This is a genomic window from Mesorhizobium alhagi CCNWXJ12-2 (assembly GCF_000236565.1).
Classification (GTDB): domain Bacteria; phylum Pseudomonadota; class Alphaproteobacteria; order Rhizobiales; family Rhizobiaceae; genus Allomesorhizobium; species Allomesorhizobium alhagi.
On record NZ_AHAM01000019.1, the window covers coordinates 1 to 20,703 of the forward strand.

The following is a 20,703-nucleotide window of genomic DNA, read 5'->3' on the forward strand; positions in this document are numbered from 1 at the left end:
ATCAGGGCTTCAACGATTATGCCTTTGTCTGGGAGAAGGACCGCATCACCTGGTATGTGAACGGCGAACTCGTCGGCGAAGCGACGGACCCGGCCAAACTGCCGAGCCATGCATCGAAAATCTACATCAGCCTGTGGGGCAGCGACACGCTGAAATCGTGGATGGGCACATTCGCCGACCCGGAGGCGCCGGTTGCCGCCGAAATCGACAGGGTCGCGTTCACCGCTGCCGGCGAGGCCTGCCAGTTTCCCGAATCCCTTGTCTGCAAGCTGGACTAACGGGCGGGACGCGGATCATGTCCATGCTGCACGTTCTTTACCTCGTGCACGATCTCTCCGATCCGGCCGTGCGCCGTCGGGTGATCATGCTTCAGGCGGGAGGCGCCAAGGTGACGCTGGCTGGTTTCCGCCGGACCGTACACCCGGAGACTGCCTCCGTTGACGGGCTCTCGCCGATAGATCTGGGGCCGACGAAGGACGGTAAGTTTGCGCAGCGGCTAATGGCGATTGCCAAGGCCGCGCTGTCGCTGCGAGCCAGGCTGAAAGGCGTTCCAAAGCCGGACGTCATCATTGGCCGCAATCTTGAAATGCTGGCGCTGGCGAAGCGGGCGAAGACGCTGCTCTCAGCCGACATTCCCGTCGTCTACGAATGTCTCGACATCCACCGGCTGCTGCTTGGGCGGAACAAAATCTCGAAAGCGATGCGCGGCGCCGAACGGGCGCTCGGCAGGGATGCGGCGCTCCTGATGACGAGTTCGCCGGCTTTCGTACGCGATTATTTTCAGCGCCTCGGCCAGATCGATGCGCCGGTGATGCTGCTGCACAACAAGGTGCTGGAGTTGGCCGACGGTCCTGCCGAGAAGCGCAGCCACGAAATTGCAGCTTCGGGCGGCGAGCCATGGACGATCGGCTGGTTCGGCGCATTGCGCTGCCGCAAATCGCTGAAGTTGCTTGCGGAATTCACACGGCGGAAGGAAGGGCGTTACGAGGTCGTCCTGCGCGGCCGCCCGGCCTACTCCGAATTTCCCGATTTCGACGCCTTTGTCGGCGCCGAGCCGCATATCCGCTTCGAGGGCGTCTACCGCAACCCGGAAGACCTCGCGCGGATCTATGGCGAGGTTCATTTTTCCTGGGCAATCGACTTCTTCGAGGAGGGCCTGAATTCGAGCTGGTTGCTTCCCAACCGGCTTTACGAAGGCTGCCGCTACGGCGCGGTTCCGATCGCCATGAGGCAGACCGAAACCGGGCGGTTCCTTGCCGACCGCCACATCGGCCTCCTGCTCGACAACGCTTCGGTCTCATCGCTGACCGGACGCCTCGCCGATATGGATGCCGACAGCTATGCGGCCGCCCGCAAGAAAATCCTGGCGGAAGATCGCGGGACGTGGGTTTGCGATCTCCGCGACTGCCGGGCGCTGGTCGACAGGCTGAAGGCGTTGGCCGGTTCCACTGCGTTCGATCCGGTGTTGCAGGCTGCGTGATGTCGATGAGCGAGATGGGTACAGAGACGACGAACGCCTTGACGGCATTGCCGTGCATGGTGGTGATCCCCTGCCTGAATGAAGCGGCACATATCGCGGCCCTGATCGAGCGGCTGAGCCCGTCGGCGGACCGTCTCGACATGAAGATCGTGGTTGTCGATGGCGGCAGCACCGACGGAACGCAGGCAATCGTGGAGACGATCGCGGCGGCGAACCCTCGCGTGTCGCTGTTGCACAACGCCAAAAAAATCCAGAGCGCGGCGGTAAATCTCGCGGTCGAGGCATTCGGCGATCAATTCCGGAGCTTCATCCGTATCGACGCGCATGGGGACTATCCCGGCGATTATTGCGACCAGCTGATCGAGGATGCCGAGGCGACGGGCGCGGAATCAGTGGTCGTTTCCATGGCGACAAAGGGCTTCGGCGCCTTTCAGAAGGCGACGGCCATGGCCCAGAATTCGAGGCTCGGGAACGGCGGCTCGCCGCATCGGCACGGCGCCAAGGGCCATTGGACCGACCATGGCCACCACGCCCTGATGCGCGTTTCGGCATTTCGATCCGTCGGCGGTTATGACGAGAGCTTCAGCCACAATGAGGATGCCGAGCTCGACTACCGGCTGCGGGTGGCCGGCCACCGCATCTGGATGACCGACAAGACATTCATGGTCTACTACCCGCGCGCGTCGGTGCCGGCCCTTTTCCGGCAGTATCTCGGCTATGGCCGAGGCCGCGCCAGGAACATCCTGAAGCACCGGGCGATGCCGAAGATCCGGCAGATGATTCCGCTGATGGTGTTTCCGGTGGTCGCCGGGATGTCGCTGGCGTTCCTGAACCTAGCCGCGCTGATACCGGCCGGCCTGTGGGCGACGGCGTGCCTCGGCTACGGCGTGTGGATGGCTGTCAGCCAGCGCAACCCTTACGGCCCACTCGTCGGCTTCTCCGCGATGGTCATGCATCTCGCATGGTCGGCGGGATTCTGGCTGCATATCCTCGATTTCCGAAAGAGCGAGGCCCGGGCGGCATGACGCAAGACGCTTCGAAAAAGGCTTTGCGGATCGATATCTGCGTCTGCACCTATCGCAGGCGCGAACTCGACGACACGCTCCTCTCGATAGGCGCGCTGAACGTGCCTGCCAACGCTGCAATACGGGTGATCGTTGCCGATAACGATGACGTGCCAAGCGCGCGGGAGCGGGTCTATGCGCTGGCGGCGCAGATTCCGTTCGAGATTGTTTATGTCCACTCCCCGGCGTCGAACATCTCGATCGCCCGCAACGACTGCCTCGAAAACAGCACCAGCGATTTCCTCGCCTTCATCGACGACGACGAGACCGCATCGCAGGAATGGCTGGTGGAATTGCTCGCCATGTCCGAGGCAACAGGTGCCGATGTTGTGCTCGGCCCGGTGCTGGCGGTCTATTCCGATGATGCGCCGGGCTGGATGAAACGCGGCGATTTCCACTCGACCGCTCCCGTGTGGGTAAAGGGCGAGATACGCACCGGCTACTCCAGCAATACTCTGATACGCCGGGCTTCGCCGCATATCGTTGGACGCCGTTTCAATCTCGCGCGTGGCCGCACGGGCGGCGAGGACACCGAATATTTTACCCAGGTGCACCAGGCAGGCGGCACGATTGCCTTTGCGCCGCGGGCGACGGTTTACGAGCCGGTTCCGCGCAACCGCACGCAGTTCTCATGGCTGATGAAGCGCCGGTTCAGAGTCGGGCAGACCCATGGCAGGCTTGTCGGCGAAAGGCGGCAGGGACTCGCAACCGTGCCGCAAATCGGGCTTGCGGCGGCGAAAGCGGCCTATTGCTTCGCCGCGGCAGCGGCCTTTGCGGCCCTGCCGGAAAGGCGCAACCGCTCCATTCTGCGCGGCGTCATGCATTCGGGCGTGGTCAGCGGCCTGCTCGGCGTCCGCGAAATCCGCCAATACGGCGAACCGGCGGGAGGGCGCACCGATGCAGCCTGACGTGAGCTTCGTGATTGCCGCATTCAACGCCGAGCGGTCGGTCGCGCGCGCCATCGAAAGCGCGCTGACGCAGCAGGATGTAAACGTGGAGGTGGTCGTCGTCGATGATTGTTCCGGCGACCGGACCGTCGAGGTCGCGCGCTCTTTTCCGGCTGAACTGGTGCGGGTCGTCGAACTCGAAAAGAATCGCGGACCGGGCGGCGCGCGGAATGCAGGATTGGAAGCCGCGCGCGGCCGCTGGATTGCCGTGCTCGATTCCGACGATGCGGTCTATCCGGGCCGGCTTGCCCGCATGATCCGGCGCGCCGAAAAATCCGACGCCCAGATCGCGGTCGACAATCTCGACGTGGTGCAGGAGGCGAGCGGCGCGAAGACGACAATGTTTGCGCCAAGGCTTCTCGAAAAATTCCCCGAACTCACCCTCGCCGACTTCATCGCGACGAACCTGCTGTTCGAGAAGACTTTTTCGTTCGGGTACATGAAGCCGATTTTCGAACGGGGCTTCATCGAACAGAACGCGCTGCGTTACGACGAGGCGCTGCGAATCGGCGAGGACTATATCTTTCTCGCCTCGGCGCTGGCGAAGGGCGGCCGCTGCGTGGTCGATCCCCTGCCGGGTTACGCCTATCATATTCGCTCGGGATCGATCTCGCGCGTGCTCGAATTGCATCACGTCGAGGCGATGCTTGCCGCCGACGCGGCATTCCTGCGGGAGCACCCGCTGGATGCCGCCGCGAGCGCCGCGCAGGCGAGGCGCACCCGCAGCCTGGAACAGGCGGCGTCCTTTCTGACGCTCGTGCAGTTCCTGAAGCAGCGCGCGCCGCTGAAGGCGATGAAGGCCGCCCTGCGCGACCCGATGGCGGTCAGACATCTTAAAATGCCGATCGCAGCCAGGCTGCGGCGGCTGGGCACGCCTTTCCATTTCGGAAAGGCGCTCGATCAGACCGGATGACGAAAACACGGAATTGGGCGGGGCGGCACAATATCCACAGGGATGCTGAGATGAAAAGAGTCAGAAAAGCAGTGATACCGGTAGCCGGTCTTGGAACGCGGTTCCTTCCGGCGACAAAGGCCATGCCGAAGGAAATGCTGACCGTGGTCGATCGTCCCGTCGTGCAATATGCCGTCGACGAGGCCCTGGAGGCCGGCATCGAACACATCGTCTTCGTCACCGGGCGCAACAAGCACGTGATCGAGGACTATTTCGACATCCAGCCGGAACTGCTCGACACGCTGACCCAGTCGGGAAAGCGCGAACAACTCGCTTCGCTGCAGAAGATGCAGCTGCCGGCCGGAGCGGTCAGCTTCACCCGGCAGCAGGCGCCGCACGGCCTCGGCCATGCGGTCTGGTGCGCCCGCGATCTCGTCGGCGACGAGCCCTTCGCCCTGCTTCTGCCCGACATGGTGTCGTTCGGAAAAAGAGGATGCCTTGCCGGCGCCATGGAGCTTTACGGGCAGACCGGCGGCAATGTCATCGCCGTCGAGCAGTGCGATCCGACCGAGACCAACAAATACGGCATTGTCGGTAAAGGCCAGGACGTCGGCGCGGGATTTGCCGTTACCGAGATGGTCGAGAAGCCGGCTCCGGCCGTCGCTCCGTCAAACTACTACATCAATGGCCGCTACATTCTGCAGCCCGAAGTCTTCGAACTGCTCGGCACGCAGGAGCGCGGCGCGGGCAACGAGATCCAGCTCACCGATGCCATGAAGCGGCTCACCGGCAGCCAGCCTTTCCATGCCCATCCATTCGACGGGCGCATGTTCGACTGCGGCTCGAAGGAAGGCTTCATTCAGGCGAATGTGGCCTTCGCGCTCGGCCGCGCCGACATACGCGACCTCGTCTTCGGGCCGATAGCAGAAATGATCGCCGCCGAGGAACGGCCCGCCGAAGCGGCCTGACACGCAGCGATAGACACAGCCGGACCGGGCGTCCGGCTGTGCATTCGTGATCAGACGAGAAACGGCGGCATGAACCGCCCTGAAACGCATTCTCGCCCGATGAACATGTTTGATGCCGCGTCGCGGCTCCAGACCGGCAGCTAGAAACCCAAAAAGTGGCGCGCGGCGCCTGCGAGGAACATGCATCAGAGAAGCTTTCCGCCGACCAGCAGACTGTCGATGGCATCCGAAGATGCGGATCGCTTCATCGATCTGGAGCGGCTGGCCGCGATTGCGATCCGGCAGGCGAGGGTCGTGGCGCTTTGCGCGGCGATCGGCTTGGTGCTCGGTGTCCTCTATCTTGTCTTCACGCCGGCGGAATACACCGCGGGGACGCGCATCCTGCTCGACGACAGCCTGACGAAATTCGCGGAGGAGAAGGATACGGGCCCCGCCCGCGTCCAGGCGGATTCAATGGTTTCCACCGAGGTCGAGATTCTGAAATCGGCCCGTCTTGCCCGCACCGTCGTGCTTGCCGAGAAACTGCACGAGAACGAGGCTTTTCTGAACCCGCCCCGGTCGCCAATCGGATGGATGAAGGCCCAGGTAAAAGGCATTGCCAAACTGTTTTCCTTTGCCCCTCCGCCTTCCGCCACTTCGGTCGAGAACGCCAAGATCGGCAAGGCAGTGGCGCTTCTGCAAAACGGGCTCACAGCCGAGCGGGCCGGGCGCAGCTATGTCATCGACGTTGCGTTCCGGTCCCACGACCGCAAGCTTGCCGGCGCGATCACGCGCGCCTATGCGGAGGCCTATCTTTCGGACCAGCTCGACGCAAATTTCGACGCCACCCAGCGCGCAACGATCTGGCTTCAGGGAAGGCTCGACGAATTGCGAGACAGTTCGCTTGCCGCGGCGCTCGAGGTCGCGAAATTCCGGGCTGAAAACGGACTGACCTCGGCGCGCGGCGAGCTGATTTCCGAGCAGCAGCTGTCCGACCTGAACAGCCAGCTCATTCTTGCCCAGGCCGATACGGCCAACGCGCTCGGCCGCTACAGCCAGTTCAAATCGATCATCGACAGCGGTCCGGAAAACGCCGTCAGGAATGCGACGATCCCGTCCGACAACGGCAACAGCGCCGTCATCAACGAACTCAAGGCGCGTTATCTAAGCGTCACCAAGCGCGAGCAGGAGATTTCCACCCGCTTCGGAGATGACCATGCCCAAGCGGTTGCGCTCCGCCGCGAGCAGGTAGGCTTGGAAGGGAGGATCTTCCAGGAATTGAAGCAGATCACCGAGAGCTACCGCAACGAATACGAGGTGGCCAAGGCCCGTGAGAACTCGCTGCGCGACAATGTCGGCCAGATGGCCGGCCAGAGTTCGGAAACCAGCCAGTCGCTGGTGCAGTTGCGCGAACTGGAGCAAAAGTCCGCCGCCCTTGCGACCCTCTACCAGACCTTCCTGGCCCGCCACGAGGAGGCTTCGCAGCAGCGCTCGTTTCCGATCGCGGAGGCGCGCGTGATCTCCGAGGCTAGCGATCCTGTGGGCGCGTCGAGCCCACGCAAAAGCATGGTGCTTGGCCTTTCGCTTGTGCTCGGCCTGTTCGGCGGCGCCGCTGTCGGAGCCTTCCAGGAGTTTCGCGAGCGGTTTTTCCGTACCGGCGACGATGTCCGCTCCGCACTCAACATCAACTTCCTCGGCTATCTGCCGATCGTCAGCGCTCGTCTCACCGCGGCCAAGCCGAGCGACGCCGGCACAAAACATCAGCCGCAGGACCAGTCCGGTTCCGTCACTCCGCGCATATTGCGGGTCGCCATCAACGCGCCGGCCTCCTCGTTCGCCGAAACGCTGCGCAACGCCAAAATCGCCACCGATGTCGTCCTGCAGGGCAAGCCCGGCAAGGTGATCGGTTTCGTCTCGGTGCTGCCGCATGAGGGCAAGACTACAGCTGCGGCGAATTTCGCCGGCCTGCTTGCTTCCCATGGTGCAAGGACGCTCCTGATCGACGGCGACCTCAGGAATCCCGGGCTGAGCCGTGGCCTGTCGCTGGCCCCCGACAGAGGGTTGGTCGAGGCGATCGTCGGCGACCAGCCATGGCGAAGCACCGTGATGGTCGACCGCTCGACCAGGCTTGCCATCATCCCCGCAGTCGTGCGCGGGCGTCTGTCGCACACCAGCGAACTGATTTCGGGTCCAGGGATGCGCGACCTGATCGAAGACGCGCGCACCGCCTATGATTACATCATAGTCGACCTGCCTCCGCTCGGACCGGTCGTCGACGCCAAGGCATTTGCTCCGCTGGCGGACGGCTTCGTGATGGTGGCCGAATGGGGCGCGACGCCGCGCGCGCTGGTTCGCGCCACGCTGCAGGCGGAACCGCAGATCGCGGCCAAGGTGCTGGGGATCATCCTCAACAAGACCGACATGAAGAAGCTGGCGCGCTACGGGTCGTTTGGCGGCTCGGAGCAGTATCTCGACCGCTACTCATCCTATTATGTCGAGCAGGCCGGCATGAACGGAAAGGGCTGACGAATGCCCGGCTGGTCAGTTGGTCAGGTAAAGTCCCCTGTCCTGCCAGATTCGAAGCGCGGTCAGCCTGCCGCCGAAGACCGCTCCGGTGTCGATGTTGACGCGCATGCCGTCCCGCTTCGCCTCGGCAACAGGTGTGTGGCCATGCACCACATACTTCTTGAGCAGATGGGCGCGTTCATAAAATTCCGAACGGATGAAGGCGAGGTCATAATCCGACTGCCGCTCGAGATCGACCTCGGGCCGGACGCCGGCATGGACGAAAATAAAGCGCTGCGCCTCGACGAGGATCGGCAACGATCGCAGGAATGCGATATGTGCGGCCGGGATTGTCTTCCTGATCACCTCGTCGATCTGCCGGCTGGATCGGTAGATCTGGGCGAGGCGATCATGGTCGATACCGTAGGAAAGCAGCGTGGACGCCGCGCCCATGCTCATCCAATCCGCCAGCCCGAGTCGTCCGTCGATGTAATCGAGCATCACCACTTCATGGTTTCCGGCGAGGCAGATGCGCTCGAAGCCGGCCGGCGGCGGCGCGAGCAAATGGTCGATGACCTGCGAGGAGGCAGGGCCCCGGTCGACATAATCGCCGAGCATGATGATCAGCTTGCGGCCCGGCAAATTCTTGCCGTTCGCCACGATCGCGCGCTCGAGCGAAAGCAGTTCGTCGAGACAGCCATGGACGTCGCCCACCGCATAGATCGCGATGCCGCCGGTATCCAGCCTCAGTCGCGCCCTGCGCTCCCTGTCCGCATTTTTGTGCAGGCCCAGAAGCCCTGCCAGCTTTCTCATCGAAGGCCCTTACAGTTGTTGCCCGCAGTCGCCAGCCTGCCCGGCGAGCGCGCCGCCTTTCGTGAACCGGCGAATAGTGTGAATGCCACAGTTTGCGCATTTGGACCATCCGCGCCGTTTGCCCCGGGGCAGGCTTGCCGTCGACCCTCGTGACGGCGCTGGAAGCCGTCCGTCGACCACCGGTTTGAGGAGACGCACATGACCATCAAGCCCAATCCCCTGTCGCCGGATGACGTCGTCACGCCGGTCGGGAAAATGGTGTCGGACCGCATAAAAATAGCGCGGTCGCTGTGCATCTTCTTTATGACCTTCGTTCACGTCCAGGCGGGCATCGCCGAGAACGTCTATGACCGCGACGCCGGTTTTTTCGACATCGTCTATTTCGTCCTGACGCGCTTGGTGGGGTTGAGTTCCGTTTCCCTGCTCAGCATCGTCTCCGGTTATTTTGTCGTTTCGAGCCTGATGAAGGCCGGAACGTGGCAACTGAACGTCTCAAAGTTCAGGACGCTCGTGGTGCCCCTGGTCTCCTGGAACCTGCTAATGCTGGCGCTTCTCGTCGCCTATGGGGTCATGTCCGGCAACTGGCGGGATATGCCCGAATTCAGCGTGATCGGCATAAGCAAAGCGCTCCTTGCGGTGACCGGATGGCCGCTTGTCGTTCCGCTGTGGTTTCTGCGGGACCTGTTCGCCTGCTGCGTGTTCGCGCCGGTTCTCTATATAGGGCTGCGCCGCTTTCCGATCGCCACCATTCTGGTTCTGGTCGCCTTCACGCTGTTCGGCGAGGATCTCTACATCCTGCAAAGGCCGCAACTCCTGCTGTTCTTCGGGCTCGGCATGTGGCTGCGCATCGCCGGCGCAAGTGAGGAAGGGATCGACCGCATCGCGAATTTCCTCACCATCGGCCTCGTCGCCATGGCGGCGATTTTCATTACTATCCGTATAGAGCGAATTTTGCTGTCGGAGATGAACGATACACTGCGGCTGACGCTCGACACGCTGCTGCGGGTGACGATGGCGGCGGGTTTCTGGAAATTGACCGAACTCATCCGGCGATCCGCGCTGTCGGAACCGTTCATGCGGTTCGAGCCCTATGCGTTCTTCCTGTTCTGCAGCCACGCGATCCTGTTCAACTTCGGCGGCATCATCTTCCGCCGCGCCTTCGGAAATTACGGGTCGGATCTCTTCCCGATCACCTTTTTCACGCTGCCCTGCCTTGCCGTCATCGCCGCAATCATCGGCCTGAACATCATAAACCGCTCCGCATTGCTGATCTTCCTGTTCAACGCCGGCCATCGCCTGCGATCCCGCTCGACCGCATCGCTGGAACGGGCGTCGGCAGAGGCTCGGTGAGTGCTCTGGGCAAATTGTGAAGCTCTTCCTCGACTATGCGCCAGTTCAGATCGCCGTTTGGACCGGGAACGAAACCGTCTAGCGAACCATCATCCCATAGCCCAGCTTGCCCATTCTTTCCTCTTGATCTAGCGGGGAATCGAACCTTCGAGCATGTCGGTCAGTTCCTCAGGCAGGTCGATCGGCGCGTCGTGCCCACACGGGATTTCTCGGACCAGCCAGCCCGGATCATCGCGGAATCTCCTCGCCGTTTCGCCCGATATACCGCCCGGGCCGGTTGCGACGATGAAGGTCTTTTTGGCCACGCGCTGATACGCGCCCGTCACCTTGAGCTTCTGGGTGAAGGTTGCCACGCACTGGGCGGTAGCTTTGCTGTCAACCCATACGCGGTCCTCCTCGCTCAGGTAGTCGCCCGGCGAGCTTTGTGGGGCGGCAACCATGGGCTCGGTGGGGTGCCAGCCGGGCACCAGATCGGCAAAGCTCGTGCCGTCCTCGGGGATGAACGCTTCGAGGAAGACTATTGACGAGATGCGGTCAGGGATTTGCTCGGTGACGCCCGCCGCAACGAATCCGCCATAGGAATGCGCGACGAGGACCACCTCGGTAAGGTCCTTCCACAGGATCTCGTTGACGATGTCGTCGATATGCGTTTCCAGATTCACGGCCGGACTTGCCAGATGCGAGCGCTCGCAATTGCCGGTGAGCGTCGGGGCGTAGGCGCGATGCCCGCGCGCATGCAGCCGGCTCGTGACTCGTTCCCACGACCAGGCGCCCGTCCAGGCGCCGTGAACGATGACGAATGTGCCTTTCGGTGAACTGCCGGGATTCATTTGGCCTCTCCAACTAGTTCCTTTTTGCAACCGGTTTCAGAATACGACCATCTATGCGATAATGCAACCGGTTCTCGCCGGCGCTTGCGTTCGCATTGCAAAGCGATTTCACGCCACATCGGAAGTTGGGCGTATAGGCGCTCGCGGCTTGTCATTTCTGTCGTATTCGGTGGATAGTCGGATCCGGCTGGTGGTGGGACACGGCACTTCGGAAAGTGAGAAGCCGATGGATATGATTAGAAGTCTTTTCGGTTTGATCGAAGACCTGACCTGGGGATGGTCGCTAATCCCCATCCTGGTCATCTTCGGCGTCTTCATTACGCTTATGAGCGGGTTCGTCCAGTTCGAGTATTTCGGCAGGATGTTCAGGGTTCTTTCATCGAAGAACCAAAGTGGCGACCCGAACGCGATCAGCGCGCGCGAAGCACTCCTCGTTTCCGTCGGCGGCCGGGTCGGCGGCGGCAATATTGCCGGCGTCGCGGTGGCGATTACGCTCGGCGGACCGGGAGCGGTCTTCTGGATGTGGGTCATCGCGCTGATCGGCATGGCAACCAGCCTCGTCGAGTCGTCCCTTGCCCAGCTCTACAAGCGCTCCAATGGCGACGGAACCTATAGAGGCGGTCCTGCCAGCTACATCATTTACGGTCTGGGCGCCCAATATCGCTGGCTGGCTGTTCTTTATGCAGTCTGTCTGATGGCTGCCTTTGCGTTTGGCTTCAATGCCTTCCAGGGCAACACCTTCGCCGGCGCTGCGAACGACAGCCTTGGGATCGAACGTGTCTGGAGTGGATTGTTATTGGCGGTGACTACCGGCTTCATAGTCTATGGCGGCATCCGGCGCATCGCGAAGGTGGCGGACGTCATTATCCCGATCATGGCTGTCGGCTACATTGCCATGGCGCTTATGGTCATCGTTCTCAACTTAACTGCCGTCCCCGGCGTCCTGTGGACCATCGTCGCCAATGCGTTCGGGCTCGAGGAGGCGGTCAGCGGCGGTGTAGGCGCAGCACTGGCGCAGGGATTGCGGCGCGGGCTGTTTTCAAACGAGGCCGGATTGGGCTCCGCTCCGAACGTGGCGGCGACAGCCGACGTCCGTCATCCGATCAGCCAGGGCATAACCCAATCGTTTTCGGTCTTCATCGACACCATCATCATTTGTTCTTGCACCGCTTTCATGATCCTGCTCAGTCCGGTCTACGTGCCGGGCGCCGAGGGCATCGACGGTGTGGCGCTCACGCAGCAATCGCTGGTCAGCCAGCTCGGGGGCTGGTCGCAGTACTTCCTGACGTTCGCGATCCTGCTCTTTGCGTTCAGTTCGATCATCTACAACTACTATCTCGGGGAGACGGCGCTGGGTGTCATGACGAATAACCGGTCGGCGCTGCATGTGCTGCGCCTTGCCATCATCGTTGTTGTTTTTCTCGGCGCCACGGCCCCAGGTGCAACCGCGGTGTTCTTCTTCTCCGATCCTCTGATGGGCGTGCTGGCGCTCGTCAACCTGATGGCGGTAATGATGCTGTTCCCAGTCGTTTTGCGCATCCTCAACGACTTCCGTGCACAGCTGAGGGCAGGCGTCGAGCGCCCTGTTCTCGATCCGAAGAATTTCGCCGACCTCGATCTCGACCACAGCGCCTGGTCCTACGCGACACGCGCGGAAGCGCCAGCATTGGAGGAGGCAACGGTCCCGATTTCGCCGCGCGCCTGATGCGGTTTCTGCCTGCACGGAGGTCCAAGGCTCCGCCTGACGCAGTGACGTCGCCGCCTTGTCCAGAACCCCCTCGCAATCGGCGCAGGCCGTCGGAAACCAACTCGGCTGGACCAGCGCCAGTTCAGCATCCACGCCTGTTCGGGCATGTGGCGAGCAAGATGGCGCGGACGGCCGCGAGGCGCGCATCCGGCTCCGCCACGACAATCTCGATGGCTGGGAATTCGCTCCTGCTTGTGCGCTGGCAATCTCCACGCCTTCGACAGCACGGGAGAATGCTTAGCTCCGTGACAGGCAGACTTGCCCGGAGGCTCGGCGGGGGCGCTGGCGCCCTCGAGCGGCGCTCCGTCACAGCAGGAAGTCGCTCCCATTCATGAAATTGGTGCCGGCGACTAGTATCTGCATGTCGGCCACAGAATCGCCGTTCACATCGGCGTCGATGATGACGTTGCCGCTGTAGTTGGTGTAGCGAAGCTGGCCGGCGACGCCGGAGAAAGCCGCGCTGCCGATGAACGAGAACGCCTGATTGCCGGCGACCAGCGTGTTGGCGTCGATGGTCGCGAGATCGATCAGATCGAAGCCGTGGCTGAAGCCGCCAACAATGGAGTCGCGCAGCGCCGGTCCGGCCGGGCTGTCGGAAACCAGATCGAAATCGAACCGATCGTTGCCTGCACCGCCGTTGAGACTATCGCGACCGGCGCCGCCGATCAAAGTGTCGTTGCCTGCGCCGCCGTTCAGCGTGTCGTTGCCAGCGCCGCCCACCATGTAGTCGTTGCCATCACCGCCGCTGAGTACGTTGGCGCCCGAGTTGCCGACCAGCGTGTTGTTCAAGCTGTTGCCGGTTCCGTTCAGGTCGCCCGAGCCCTGCAGTTCCAGCCGCTCGACATTCGCCCCAAGCGTCCAGTTGATATAGGAACGTACCGTGTCGGTGCCGCCGCCGGCATTCTCGATTGTCTTGTCTCCCGTCGCGGCGACCACGAATATGTCATCCCCGCCGCCGCCGTACATCGTGTCGGCGCCGGCGCCGCCGTTGAGCGTGTCGTTGCCGGCGCCGCCGTTGAGGCTGTTGGCGTTGGCGTCGCCGACGAGTACGTCGTTGAAGCTCGTTCCCTCGATACCTTCAATGGCGTTGAAGGTATCGCCCACGGCGTCGCCGGCTGCGGTGACGGAGCCGTCGAGCGAGACTTTGACGGCCTGCTCGGAACCGGCATAGCTCGCGGTATCGAAGCCGTTGCCGCCGACCAGTTGGTCGGCGCCGCTGCCGCCGTTGAGAACGTCGTCGCCGTTATCCCCGAACAGCATATCGTCGCCGACACCGCCGTGGAGACGGTCGTTGCCAGCCAAGCCGTTCAGATTGTCGGCCCCGGAACCGCCCCTGATCGTATTGTCGAGGCCGTTGCCGAACCCGGTGAAATCGCCGGTTCCGACGAAGGTCAGGTTCTCGAAATTGTCCTTGAGAGTGACGTTGCCGAAATAGCTCCTGATCGTGTCAATGCCTTCGTTCGCGTATTCGAACACAATGTCCGAAGCGCTGTCGATGACATAGGTGTCGTTGCCCGCTCCGCCTAGCAGGTTATCGTTGCCGGCTCCGCCGTCGAGCAGGTCGTTGCCGGTGCCTCCCAGGATGTTGTCATTACCGGCTTCGCCGAACAAGCGGTCGTCGCCGCCGGTGGACTTCGTATCATCGGTGCCATCGCCGTAGATGCGGTCGTCGCCGGCGCCACCGTAAATCGTGTCGTTGCCGGCGGTCACCTTGCCTGCCGTGCCGATTTCAGCGAAATCGCCATATATAACGTCATCGCCGCCGCCGCCCCACAACAGATCCGCGCCGCCGATCATCTGGTTGTCGCCGACGCCGTAGACATCGCCGATGATGTATTCCCGGGCATCGCTGCCTTTGATGATGTCGTTGCCACCGCGAACGAAGCTGTACGCGCGCTGGTAGATGACGTCACCCACCAGTTCCGCTTGCGACAGACTGCCGCCGGCAATGATGTCATCGCCGCCCACGACGGTTGCCAGATCGCCGGCTATCCCTTCGGCGAAGATGGCATCGCCAGCCACCTCCGACCCGAACCTTGTGGTCTGGATGAAGATGTTGTCGTTGCCGCCCACGAGATCCCCGGTTGCGAATACGTGCCAGGCATCGCCCGCCAAGGCCTGCAGTTCGCCCGTCGTTCCCCCAATGATCGTATCGCTGCCGCCGCGGTAGTTCGCGACCGGCGTTCCGGCCGTTTGGCTCCCCACGGTCCAGACGTCGCCTGCGGCGAGGACGTAGGAAGCCCCGAGTTCAAAAACGTCATTCCCGCCGGTGGCAGCGCCGGCCCTAGCGGCAAGGCCGTCTCCGAAGATGGTGGTCCCAGTGAGGCTGGGCCCGTTAGGCCCGATGATCGTGTCATTGCCCTCAAGGAAGCGCCAGAACGCGTCCGGGCCGTCGTCGAGCGTGGCGGCAGCGGCGTTGATGCCGGTGATGGCGATATCCGGGCTGTCGGAATCGTCGTTGCCGAGATCGATACCGATGGATTTCACCGTGCCCGTCAGCGCTCGGCCCTGGGCATTGAACGTCATGCCCTGGCCTTCGAGGTGGAGATCGTGACCCGTGGGCGTGAGATAGCTCCAGACGGTGGACTCGGTGGCTTCAAAAACGCCGAAGCCGACGAGGTTCGGGTCCGTCATGTCGATGCGTTGTGTTGCGTTGGATAGATCGAGAGTTGCCATGGTCGTGGTCCTTTGGAGAAAAGTTAATCTGGTCGGCCGCCCGCGATCGTGTCATTGCCAGCGCGGCGCGGCCGCATTTGCGGTCCCTTCGGATCAGAGCCGCCAACCGCGCACGTCCGCGGCCCGCACCTGGCCGTGGGTCAGACCGATATCCTTCAGCATGCGGTCGTCTGTCCGCAGCAGCAGGTCCATATCGCCCCGGCGTTGCCGTGCCAGTGCAAAACGCTGGAGCTGGCGGCGAAGCCACCATCTCAGGCGACGAAACCCGTTGCGAACCGTCGGCTTCGATGCGATCGCGCGGTGCGTGCGCGCAGCCGAGGCAATGGGCGCTGCGGAGCAGTCTGGGTCGAAGTAGTTCATTGACGTTTCTTTCTGTCTCTTCCGGTCCCTGGCGCCTGCGAGACTCATTCCCGGGGACCGGGGCAAAGTCACGCCGAAGGGGCCACGCCGGAGCGCGCGAGCGGGCCGCGCTGTCGCGCAACCCGCTGATTCCAGCACGGCGAGCGGCGACGGTCTCGCCGGCTTCTATTTCTTGCGGGGGTCGTCCTTGGGATCGACGTAGACCACGTCGAACGGGCCGGTGCCGTTGATCTGCACGACGGTTTCGCCGTCGGTGACCGCGTAGTGCGGCATCCCGGCCGGCAGATGGACGAAGCTCCCCGCCGGCAGCGGTTTGGCCGCCGCGCGATCGAGCTTCTCGCCTGACGCGATCCCGAAGCCGCCCGATATCACGGTGACGAACTCGTCTTTCGAATGCCGATGCGGCGGCACGATGAACCCTGCCGGGAATTTGAGGCGGAGCACGAACGGCCCCTCCTTTGCCGGGCTGCCGAGCAGGGCGGCGGCCTGCGCGCCCGGCGGCAGCGACGGCGGGGCCTCGCCCCATGCCACGGCATCGGCGGGCACGACGGTGTGATGCGGCTCGGCGTCATGCGACGCGGCGATGCCGGCGAAGATTGCCGCGGCGCCAAGCGACAGGGCGAATGCACCGGAAACGATAAATGAACGTGCTGCGTATTTCATGGTTCAGTCCTTTTCTCTTCTGGTCGGGGATTTGCCTTGCGATGGCGATCCGGAGCCGCCCGCCCAGGGCGGGTGATCGTTTCGCTTCGCTTGGCGCAAACAGTTCGCCGGCCGCCTCAGCCGGCGAAATTCTCAGGCATAGGCAATGTTTGAGCGGTCGCGTGGCGCGCGCGCTTCGGCGGCGTCCACGTGGCGGCCGATCAGATGCGCCACTGAGGCCGGGTGGGTCCCGAGCATGAAATGCGCGGCGCCCTCAATCATGGCGCGAGCAGCCCCGCGCACGCACTCGCCTATGAGCGCATTGGCGCGCTGCATGGCCGGGTGGCTCGCTCCGCCCCACAGAACGAGGAGGGGGATATCGATGGCAGCCAGCGCCGCCAGCGACAGCCGGGAATCGTACGCGCTTGCCCAATCGAGAATGTTGACCGGCGTCGTCTCCACGGCGTAGGCGCGGACCCTCTCCGGCCAGGAAGCAAAGGTGCCGGGGCCGCTGTAGAAGTCGATCATTGTCGCGATCGCTTCCCGATCTCCCGCTTCGAAGGCCGCGAAATAGGCATCCTTCATCCGGAGAAATGCCTCGTAGTGCCGATGCTCTCCTCCCTCCCGCAGGAACTCTCCCGCCGGCGCCTCCAGGACCGTGAGGCTCGCCAGGGGCGCCTGGCCGCGGAGCGCCACGGCAAGCGCCACAAGCCCGCCGAAGGAATGGCCGACCAGATGGACGCGGCCGCCGGCCCTGCGAATGACCGCCTCCACGGCGTCGGTTTCGTGGGCCATGGAACTCTCGCGCGCGCGGCGTTCGGCCGTTCCGCCATAGCCGAGCAGACTGGTGGTCACGCAGCGGAACCGGTTGTCCCAGGCGGCGATCACAGGCCGCCAGACAGCACTGGTGCTGCACGATCCGGGCAGCAGAACGACAGTGGGACCGGTCCCGAACTCGTCGTAGTCGATGCGCCCGCGCACGTCGTTGATCATTGGGAAATCCTTGTTCGATGCCCCTTTGAAGGAGGGGCGTGAGGGTGATGCGATTTTTCGATCGACCTGAACGCGCCGTTACTGGCGGGTGATCACGATCTCGAGGTACTCGCTCGGTACGACCATGGAGCCGTCGCCCGAGCGGTTGAACTGCTCGATCAACGCCATCAGATCGTTTTCGAGCGCCGACTGCGCCGCGGGTTCGAGCGCGGCGAAAGTCTTGAGCACCGGGCCGTAATAGGTCCTGAAGACCTCCAGCCAATGCCTGGGCGACCGATAGCGGAACACGAAATTTCGTTGCACCGACCTGATAGAGCCCGCGTGCGGCTCGAACAGCTCGGCGAGCCGCGCCCGCGCACCCCACAGCGCCGGCGACTTGACGCCGGGCGGCGGCGGGACGTGCCTGCCGATGGTCTTGAAGAGCTGGCCGATAAAGCCCTCGGGTGTCCAGTTGGCGAGACCGATCTTGCCGCCGCGCTTGCAGACGCGGACCATCTCGGCGGCGGCACGGCCCTGGTCGGGAGTGAACATCACGCCGAAAGTCGACACCACCGCATCGAAGGCGCCGTCCGGGAATGGCAGGGCTTCCGCGTCAGCCTCAAGGAATTCGATCTCGAGCCGTTCGGCGGCGGCGCGCTCGCGGCCGCGCTCCAGCAATGCGGGCACGTAATCGGTGGAAACCACGTCGCACCAGCGGCGCGCGGCGGCCAGCGAGACATTGCCGTTGCCGGCGGCGACGTCGAGCACCCTATGCCCAGAGCGAAGGTCGAGGGCTTCGCACAGCTCCTCGCCCACAATCTGGAGTGTGGCGCCCACGACCGCATAGTCGCCGGAGGACCACGCCCCCTGCTGGCGAGTCTTGACCGCATCGAGATCGATCGGAGCGGTACGGTCCATGCTCGCTACGTCAGAGGATGTCGTCATGATTGCTTTCCATTTCGGGCGGTTGGTGCTTTATGCTGCCTCCTGCCCGCACGGCGACAGCCGGACACGACGCCCGACTGCGCCGCGACCTGGATTTCACTGCTAGCGGCCGCTCGTGGGGCGAACGTGGGAACCGGCATGGGAATGCGCGTGGAATCTGATTCGGCGTACCGGGCCAGCGACGGCCCCTCCCTGCAGGTTCGCCTCCTTGGCACCCTGGCGATCAGCCGCGACGGCGTCGCCCTGCAACTGCCTGGATCGCGCAAGGTGCGCGCGCTGTTAACGTATCTGTCGCTTGCCGGGCGCGCCGTCACGCGCAGCCAACTCTGCGAACTGTTGTGGGATGTTCCGAACGATCCGCGCGGTGAGCTTCGCTGGTGTCTGAGCAAAGTCAGGGGCATCGTCGACAATCCCGGCCGGCGAAGGGTTGAAGCCCGCGACGACACCATCCGGCTCAACCTTGCCGATTGCTTCGTCGACGCAATCGAAATTGCCGGGGCAACGCAGGAGGGCATCGAAACGATCGCTCCGGCGCGCCTGCGAATACTGGCTGGGATGTTCGCCGGAGACTTTGCAGACGGCCTGGAGATCGACCGCAGCCCTGCCTTCAACGGCTGGCTCACGGCACAGCGGCGCCGGTTTCGCGGCTGTCATGCGGCGCTGCTGGAGCGTCTCGTTGGAAGCGTTCCGGACGACGAGATTTTCGGGCATCTGGACAAATGGCTGGAGATCGCGCCGTTCGACCACCGCGTCCACGAGCTACTTCTGAACGCTCTGGCGCGGCGTGGTCGGATCAAGGAGGGCGAGGAGCATCTGGCGGCGACCTGCCAGCTGTTCGAATTCGAGGGCCTCGAAAGCACGTTCATCCGCGATGCGTGGCGGGCGGCGAGGGCACGATCGGAAACTTCGCCGCGAGTCGAAGCAACGGTCCCCATACCGGCAACTGCAGCGAGCAGCGACCGCTCCGACATGGTCACGACTGCCTCCCGCCGCGCTTCCATCGCAGTGATGCCGTTCGTCGACCGCAACACCAGGACCAGCGTTCACGGCGGCCCCGCCGACGGGCTTGCCCATGACATCATCACCAGGCTGGCCAAGCTACGAACCCTGTTTATCATAGCACAGGGCACGGTCTTCGCCTTGCAGGAACGGGGAGTCGGTCCAGAAGAGGCCGGCCGGATGCTGAATGTCGACTATGTCGTCAGCGGATCGTTGCGACAAGACGGCAACCGCCTCACTATTTCGGTCGAGCTTGCCGAGACACGCACCGCCCGCATCGTCTGGACGGAGGTTTTCAGTCAGAAGCTGGACGATACCTTTCTCGTGCTCGACGAGATCGGCAACAAGATCGTGGCCTCCATCGCCAGCGAGATCGAGACGATCGAGCGCAACCGCGCCATCCTGATGCCGCCGAACTCGCTGGACGCATGGGAGGCTCATCACCGCGGCCTGTGGCACATGTACCGGCTCAACAAATCCGACAATGAGCGGGCGCAGCATTTCTTCGAGACGGCGGTGCGACTCGACCCGACCTTCGCGCGCGCTCATGCAGGCCTTTCCTTCACACATTGGCAGAACGCCTTTCAGGGCTGGGCGAAGCGCGGGCCGGAAACCGATCGGGCGTTCGAGATAGCCGGGCAAAGTCTCATGGCGGACGATCGCGACCCTGCCGCACATTGGGCCATGGGCCGAGCGCTCTGGCTGCGCGGCCACCAGGATCAGTCAATCGTCGAGTTTGAACAGGCGGTCGACCTGAGCCCAAACTTCGCCGTCGCTCATTACAATGTCGCATTTGTGCACGCGACGGCCGGTGATTCGAGCGCGGCCATTTCTTCGTCCGATCACGCACGCGACCTCAGCCCCTTCGACCCGATGCTGTTCGGCATGCTGGGGGCGCGAGCCATGGCGCTCGTACGCCTCGGGCGGTTCGATGAAGCTGCCGACTGGGCCGTAAAGGCGGCTGCACGTCCCAACGCGTTCGCGCATATTCGGGCGATTGCCGCATTCTCTCTGGCGCTTGCAGGCCGGCTCGATGAAGCCCGCGTCCATCTTGCCTCTATTCACAAGACGCTGCCACTTTACCGCGTAGATGACCTTATCACCGCCATGCAATTCGACCCGCACGGTGCGGCGCTGTTCCGGGAAGGTGCGAAGCGCCTCTTCCCGGGAGGTTAGGCAGCGATTGGATGTTTAGTCCCGGTATTGGTCGCGGCAATAGCTACTGCATCGCAACAGCCAACATGGGCAATATCCAGCATTCTCTCATGATGGAGTTCATCAAGCGAACACAGGAGAGCGGCGCAACTTGGCTAAGAGAACTTGTGGCAGCTTGTTGCGGAGTTGGCGCGCCCGAAAGGATTCGAACCTCTGACCCCCAGATTCGTAGTCTGGTGCTCTATCCAGCTGAGCTACGGGCGCGCGACGGGCCGCAGATATACGGCCACCGCAAGCCGGTCCTGGAACCGGCCGCGAACGAGACAGCTACCTAGCGACTGAAGAACCGAAAAGCAAGCCGGCCCGCCAAAACTTTTCG

The 20,703-nt window shown here is 63.2% G+C and carries 17 protein-coding genes and 1 tRNA gene; 10 read left to right on the forward strand and 8 right to left on the reverse strand.

All coding sequences use genetic code 11. From position 1 onward, the window contains the following. The 7 genes from MAXJ12_RS01250 to MAXJ12_RS01280 all read left to right on the forward strand — a co-directional run. A partial coding sequence (locus tag MAXJ12_RS01250) for a family 16 glycosylhydrolase (protein ID WP_008833914.1) occupies window positions 1-278 on the forward strand: 278 nt, incomplete at its 5' end. A gap of 23 nt (window positions 279-301) precedes the next feature. Next, complete coding sequence (locus tag MAXJ12_RS38025) at window positions 302-1,480, forward strand: glycosyltransferase family protein (RefSeq protein ID WP_008833915.1); 1,179 nt, start codon at window positions 302-304, stop codon at window positions 1,478-1,480. Further along, on the forward strand, window positions 1,480-2,505 hold the full coding sequence (locus MAXJ12_RS38030; protein ID WP_008833916.1) for a glycosyltransferase family 2 protein: 1,026 nt from the start codon (window positions 1,480-1,482) through the stop codon (window positions 2,503-2,505). The genes MAXJ12_RS38025 and MAXJ12_RS38030 overlap by 1 nt, the downstream gene beginning before the upstream one ends. Continuing rightward, the gene (locus MAXJ12_RS01265; protein WP_008833917.1) at window positions 2,502-3,452 is read left to right on the forward strand and encodes a glycosyltransferase family 2 protein; all 951 of its coding nucleotides are present in this window, start codon (window positions 2,502-2,504) and stop codon (window positions 3,450-3,452) included. Before MAXJ12_RS38030 ends, MAXJ12_RS01265 begins: the two co-directional genes overlap by 4 nt. Further along, window positions 3,442-4,404, forward strand: a complete 963-nt coding sequence (locus MAXJ12_RS01270) for a glycosyltransferase family 2 protein (RefSeq protein ID WP_008833918.1) — start codon at window positions 3,442-3,444, stop codon at window positions 4,402-4,404. Before MAXJ12_RS01265 ends, MAXJ12_RS01270 begins: the two co-directional genes overlap by 11 nt. A gap of 50 nt (window positions 4,405-4,454) precedes the next feature. Further along, window positions 4,455-5,351, forward strand: coding sequence for a UTP--glucose-1-phosphate uridylyltransferase (locus MAXJ12_RS01275; protein WP_040584557.1), 897 nt, complete (start codon window positions 4,455-4,457; stop codon window positions 5,349-5,351). Between the two features lie 219 nt (window positions 5,352-5,570). Next, on the forward strand, window positions 5,571-7,856 hold the full coding sequence (locus tag MAXJ12_RS01280; RefSeq protein ID WP_008833920.1) for a polysaccharide biosynthesis tyrosine autokinase: 2,286 nt from the start codon (window positions 5,571-5,573) through the stop codon (window positions 7,854-7,856). A gap of 15 nt (window positions 7,857-7,871) precedes the next feature. On the opposite strand, the gene MAXJ12_RS01285 is transcribed toward MAXJ12_RS01280, so the two are convergent. Continuing rightward, window positions 7,872-8,648, reverse strand: a complete 777-nt coding sequence (locus tag MAXJ12_RS01285) for a metallophosphoesterase (RefSeq protein WP_008833921.1) — start codon at window positions 8,646-8,648, stop codon at window positions 7,872-7,874. A 198-nt stretch (window positions 8,649-8,846) separates the two neighbouring features. Here MAXJ12_RS01285 and MAXJ12_RS01290 point away from each other — a divergent pair, with 198 nt between their 5' ends. After that, window positions 8,847-9,998: an acyltransferase family protein gene (locus MAXJ12_RS01290; RefSeq protein WP_008833922.1), complete on the forward strand. Its 1,152-nt coding sequence runs from the start codon at window positions 8,847-8,849 to the stop codon at window positions 9,996-9,998. Between the two features lie 128 nt (window positions 9,999-10,126). On the opposite strand, the gene MAXJ12_RS01295 is transcribed toward MAXJ12_RS01290, so the two are convergent. Next, window positions 10,127-10,828, reverse strand: coding sequence for an alpha/beta fold hydrolase (locus MAXJ12_RS01295; protein WP_008833923.1), 702 nt, complete (start codon window positions 10,826-10,828; stop codon window positions 10,127-10,129). 226 nt (window positions 10,829-11,054) lie between these two features. Between MAXJ12_RS01295 and MAXJ12_RS01300 the strand changes: the two genes are divergently transcribed. After that, window positions 11,055-12,533, forward strand: coding sequence for an alanine/glycine:cation symporter family protein (locus MAXJ12_RS01300; RefSeq protein WP_008833924.1), 1,479 nt, complete (start codon window positions 11,055-11,057; stop codon window positions 12,531-12,533). Between the two features lie 348 nt (window positions 12,534-12,881). Here MAXJ12_RS01300 and MAXJ12_RS01305 read toward each other — a convergent pair whose 3' ends face one another. The 5 genes from MAXJ12_RS01305 to MAXJ12_RS01325 form a co-directional block, all read right to left on the reverse strand. Continuing rightward, complete coding sequence (locus MAXJ12_RS01305) at window positions 12,882-15,251, reverse strand: calcium-binding protein (protein WP_008833925.1); 2,370 nt, start codon at window positions 15,249-15,251, stop codon at window positions 12,882-12,884. Window positions 15,252-15,344: 93 nt separating this feature from the next. After that, window positions 15,345-15,611 carry a YjiS-like domain-containing protein gene (locus tag MAXJ12_RS01310; protein ID WP_008833926.1) on the reverse strand — a complete coding sequence of 89 codons (267 nt, stop codon included), beginning with the start codon at window positions 15,609-15,611 and terminating at the stop codon, window positions 15,345-15,347. Window positions 15,612-15,776: 165 nt separating this feature from the next. Next, window positions 15,777-16,274, reverse strand: coding sequence for a cupin domain-containing protein (locus MAXJ12_RS01315; RefSeq protein WP_008833927.1), 498 nt, complete (start codon window positions 16,272-16,274; stop codon window positions 15,777-15,779). Window positions 16,275-16,406: 132 nt separating this feature from the next. Continuing rightward, the gene (locus MAXJ12_RS01320; protein WP_008833928.1) at window positions 16,407-17,246 is read right to left on the reverse strand and encodes an alpha/beta fold hydrolase; all 840 of its coding nucleotides are present in this window, start codon (window positions 17,244-17,246) and stop codon (window positions 16,407-16,409) included. Between the two features lie 78 nt (window positions 17,247-17,324). Further along, window positions 17,325-18,170 (reverse strand): class I SAM-dependent methyltransferase, encoded by an 846-nt coding sequence (locus MAXJ12_RS01325; protein ID WP_008833929.1) that lies wholly within the window; start codon window positions 18,168-18,170, stop codon window positions 17,325-17,327. Between the two features lie 144 nt (window positions 18,171-18,314). Here MAXJ12_RS01325 and MAXJ12_RS01330 point away from each other — a divergent pair, with 144 nt between their 5' ends. Beyond that, window positions 18,315-20,345, forward strand: coding sequence for a transcriptional regulator (locus MAXJ12_RS01330; RefSeq protein ID WP_139043759.1), 2,031 nt, complete (start codon window positions 18,315-18,317; stop codon window positions 20,343-20,345). 166 nt (window positions 20,346-20,511) lie between these two features. Here the strand turns inward: MAXJ12_RS01330 and MAXJ12_RS01335 are convergent. Next, window positions 20,512-20,588: transfer RNA gene (locus tag MAXJ12_RS01335), tRNA-Arg, on the reverse strand. Window positions 20,589-20,703 lie beyond the last annotated feature (115 nt).

Bases quoted from the DNA above. Each gene is read 5' to 3' on its own strand.
- MAXJ12_RS38025 (WP_008833915.1), top strand. From the start codon at position 302: ATGCTGCACGTTCTTTACCTCGTGCACGATCTCTCCGATCCGGCCGTG.
- MAXJ12_RS38030 (WP_008833916.1), top strand. From the start codon at position 1,480: ATGTCGATGAGCGAGATGGGTACAGAGACGACGAACGCCTTGACGGCA.
- MAXJ12_RS01265 (WP_008833917.1), top strand. From the start codon at position 2,502: ATGACGCAAGACGCTTCGAAAAAGGCTTTGCGGATCGATATCTGCGTC.
- MAXJ12_RS01270 (WP_008833918.1), top strand. From the start codon at position 3,442: ATGCAGCCTGACGTGAGCTTCGTGATTGCCGCATTCAACGCCGAGCGG.
- MAXJ12_RS01275 (WP_040584557.1), top strand. From the start codon at position 4,455: ATGAAAAGAGTCAGAAAAGCAGTGATACCGGTAGCCGGTCTTGGAACG.
- MAXJ12_RS01280 (WP_008833920.1), top strand. From the start codon at position 5,571: ATGGCATCCGAAGATGCGGATCGCTTCATCGATCTGGAGCGGCTGGCC.
- MAXJ12_RS01285 (WP_008833921.1), bottom strand. From the start codon at position 8,648: ATGAGAAAGCTGGCAGGGCTTCTGGGCCTGCACAAAAATGCGGACAGG.
- MAXJ12_RS01290 (WP_008833922.1), top strand. From the start codon at position 8,847: ATGACCATCAAGCCCAATCCCCTGTCGCCGGATGACGTCGTCACGCCG.
- MAXJ12_RS01295 (WP_008833923.1), bottom strand. From the start codon at position 10,828: ATGAATCCCGGCAGTTCACCGAAAGGCACATTCGTCATCGTTCACGGC.
- MAXJ12_RS01300 (WP_008833924.1), top strand. From the start codon at position 11,055: ATGGATATGATTAGAAGTCTTTTCGGTTTGATCGAAGACCTGACCTGG.
- MAXJ12_RS01305 (WP_008833925.1), bottom strand. From the start codon at position 15,251: ATGGCAACTCTCGATCTATCCAACGCAACACAACGCATCGACATGACG.
- MAXJ12_RS01310 (WP_008833926.1), bottom strand. From the start codon at position 15,611: ATGAACTACTTCGACCCAGACTGCTCCGCAGCGCCCATTGCCTCGGCT.
- MAXJ12_RS01315 (WP_008833927.1), bottom strand. From the start codon at position 16,274: ATGAAATACGCAGCACGTTCATTTATCGTTTCCGGTGCATTCGCCCTG.
- MAXJ12_RS01320 (WP_008833928.1), bottom strand. From the start codon at position 17,246: ATGATCAACGACGTGCGCGGGCGCATCGACTACGACGAGTTCGGGACC.
- MAXJ12_RS01325 (WP_008833929.1), bottom strand. From the start codon at position 18,170: ATGACGACATCCTCTGACGTAGCGAGCATGGACCGTACCGCTCCGATC.
- MAXJ12_RS01330 (WP_139043759.1), top strand. From the start codon at position 18,315: ATGCGCGTGGAATCTGATTCGGCGTACCGGGCCAGCGACGGCCCCTCC.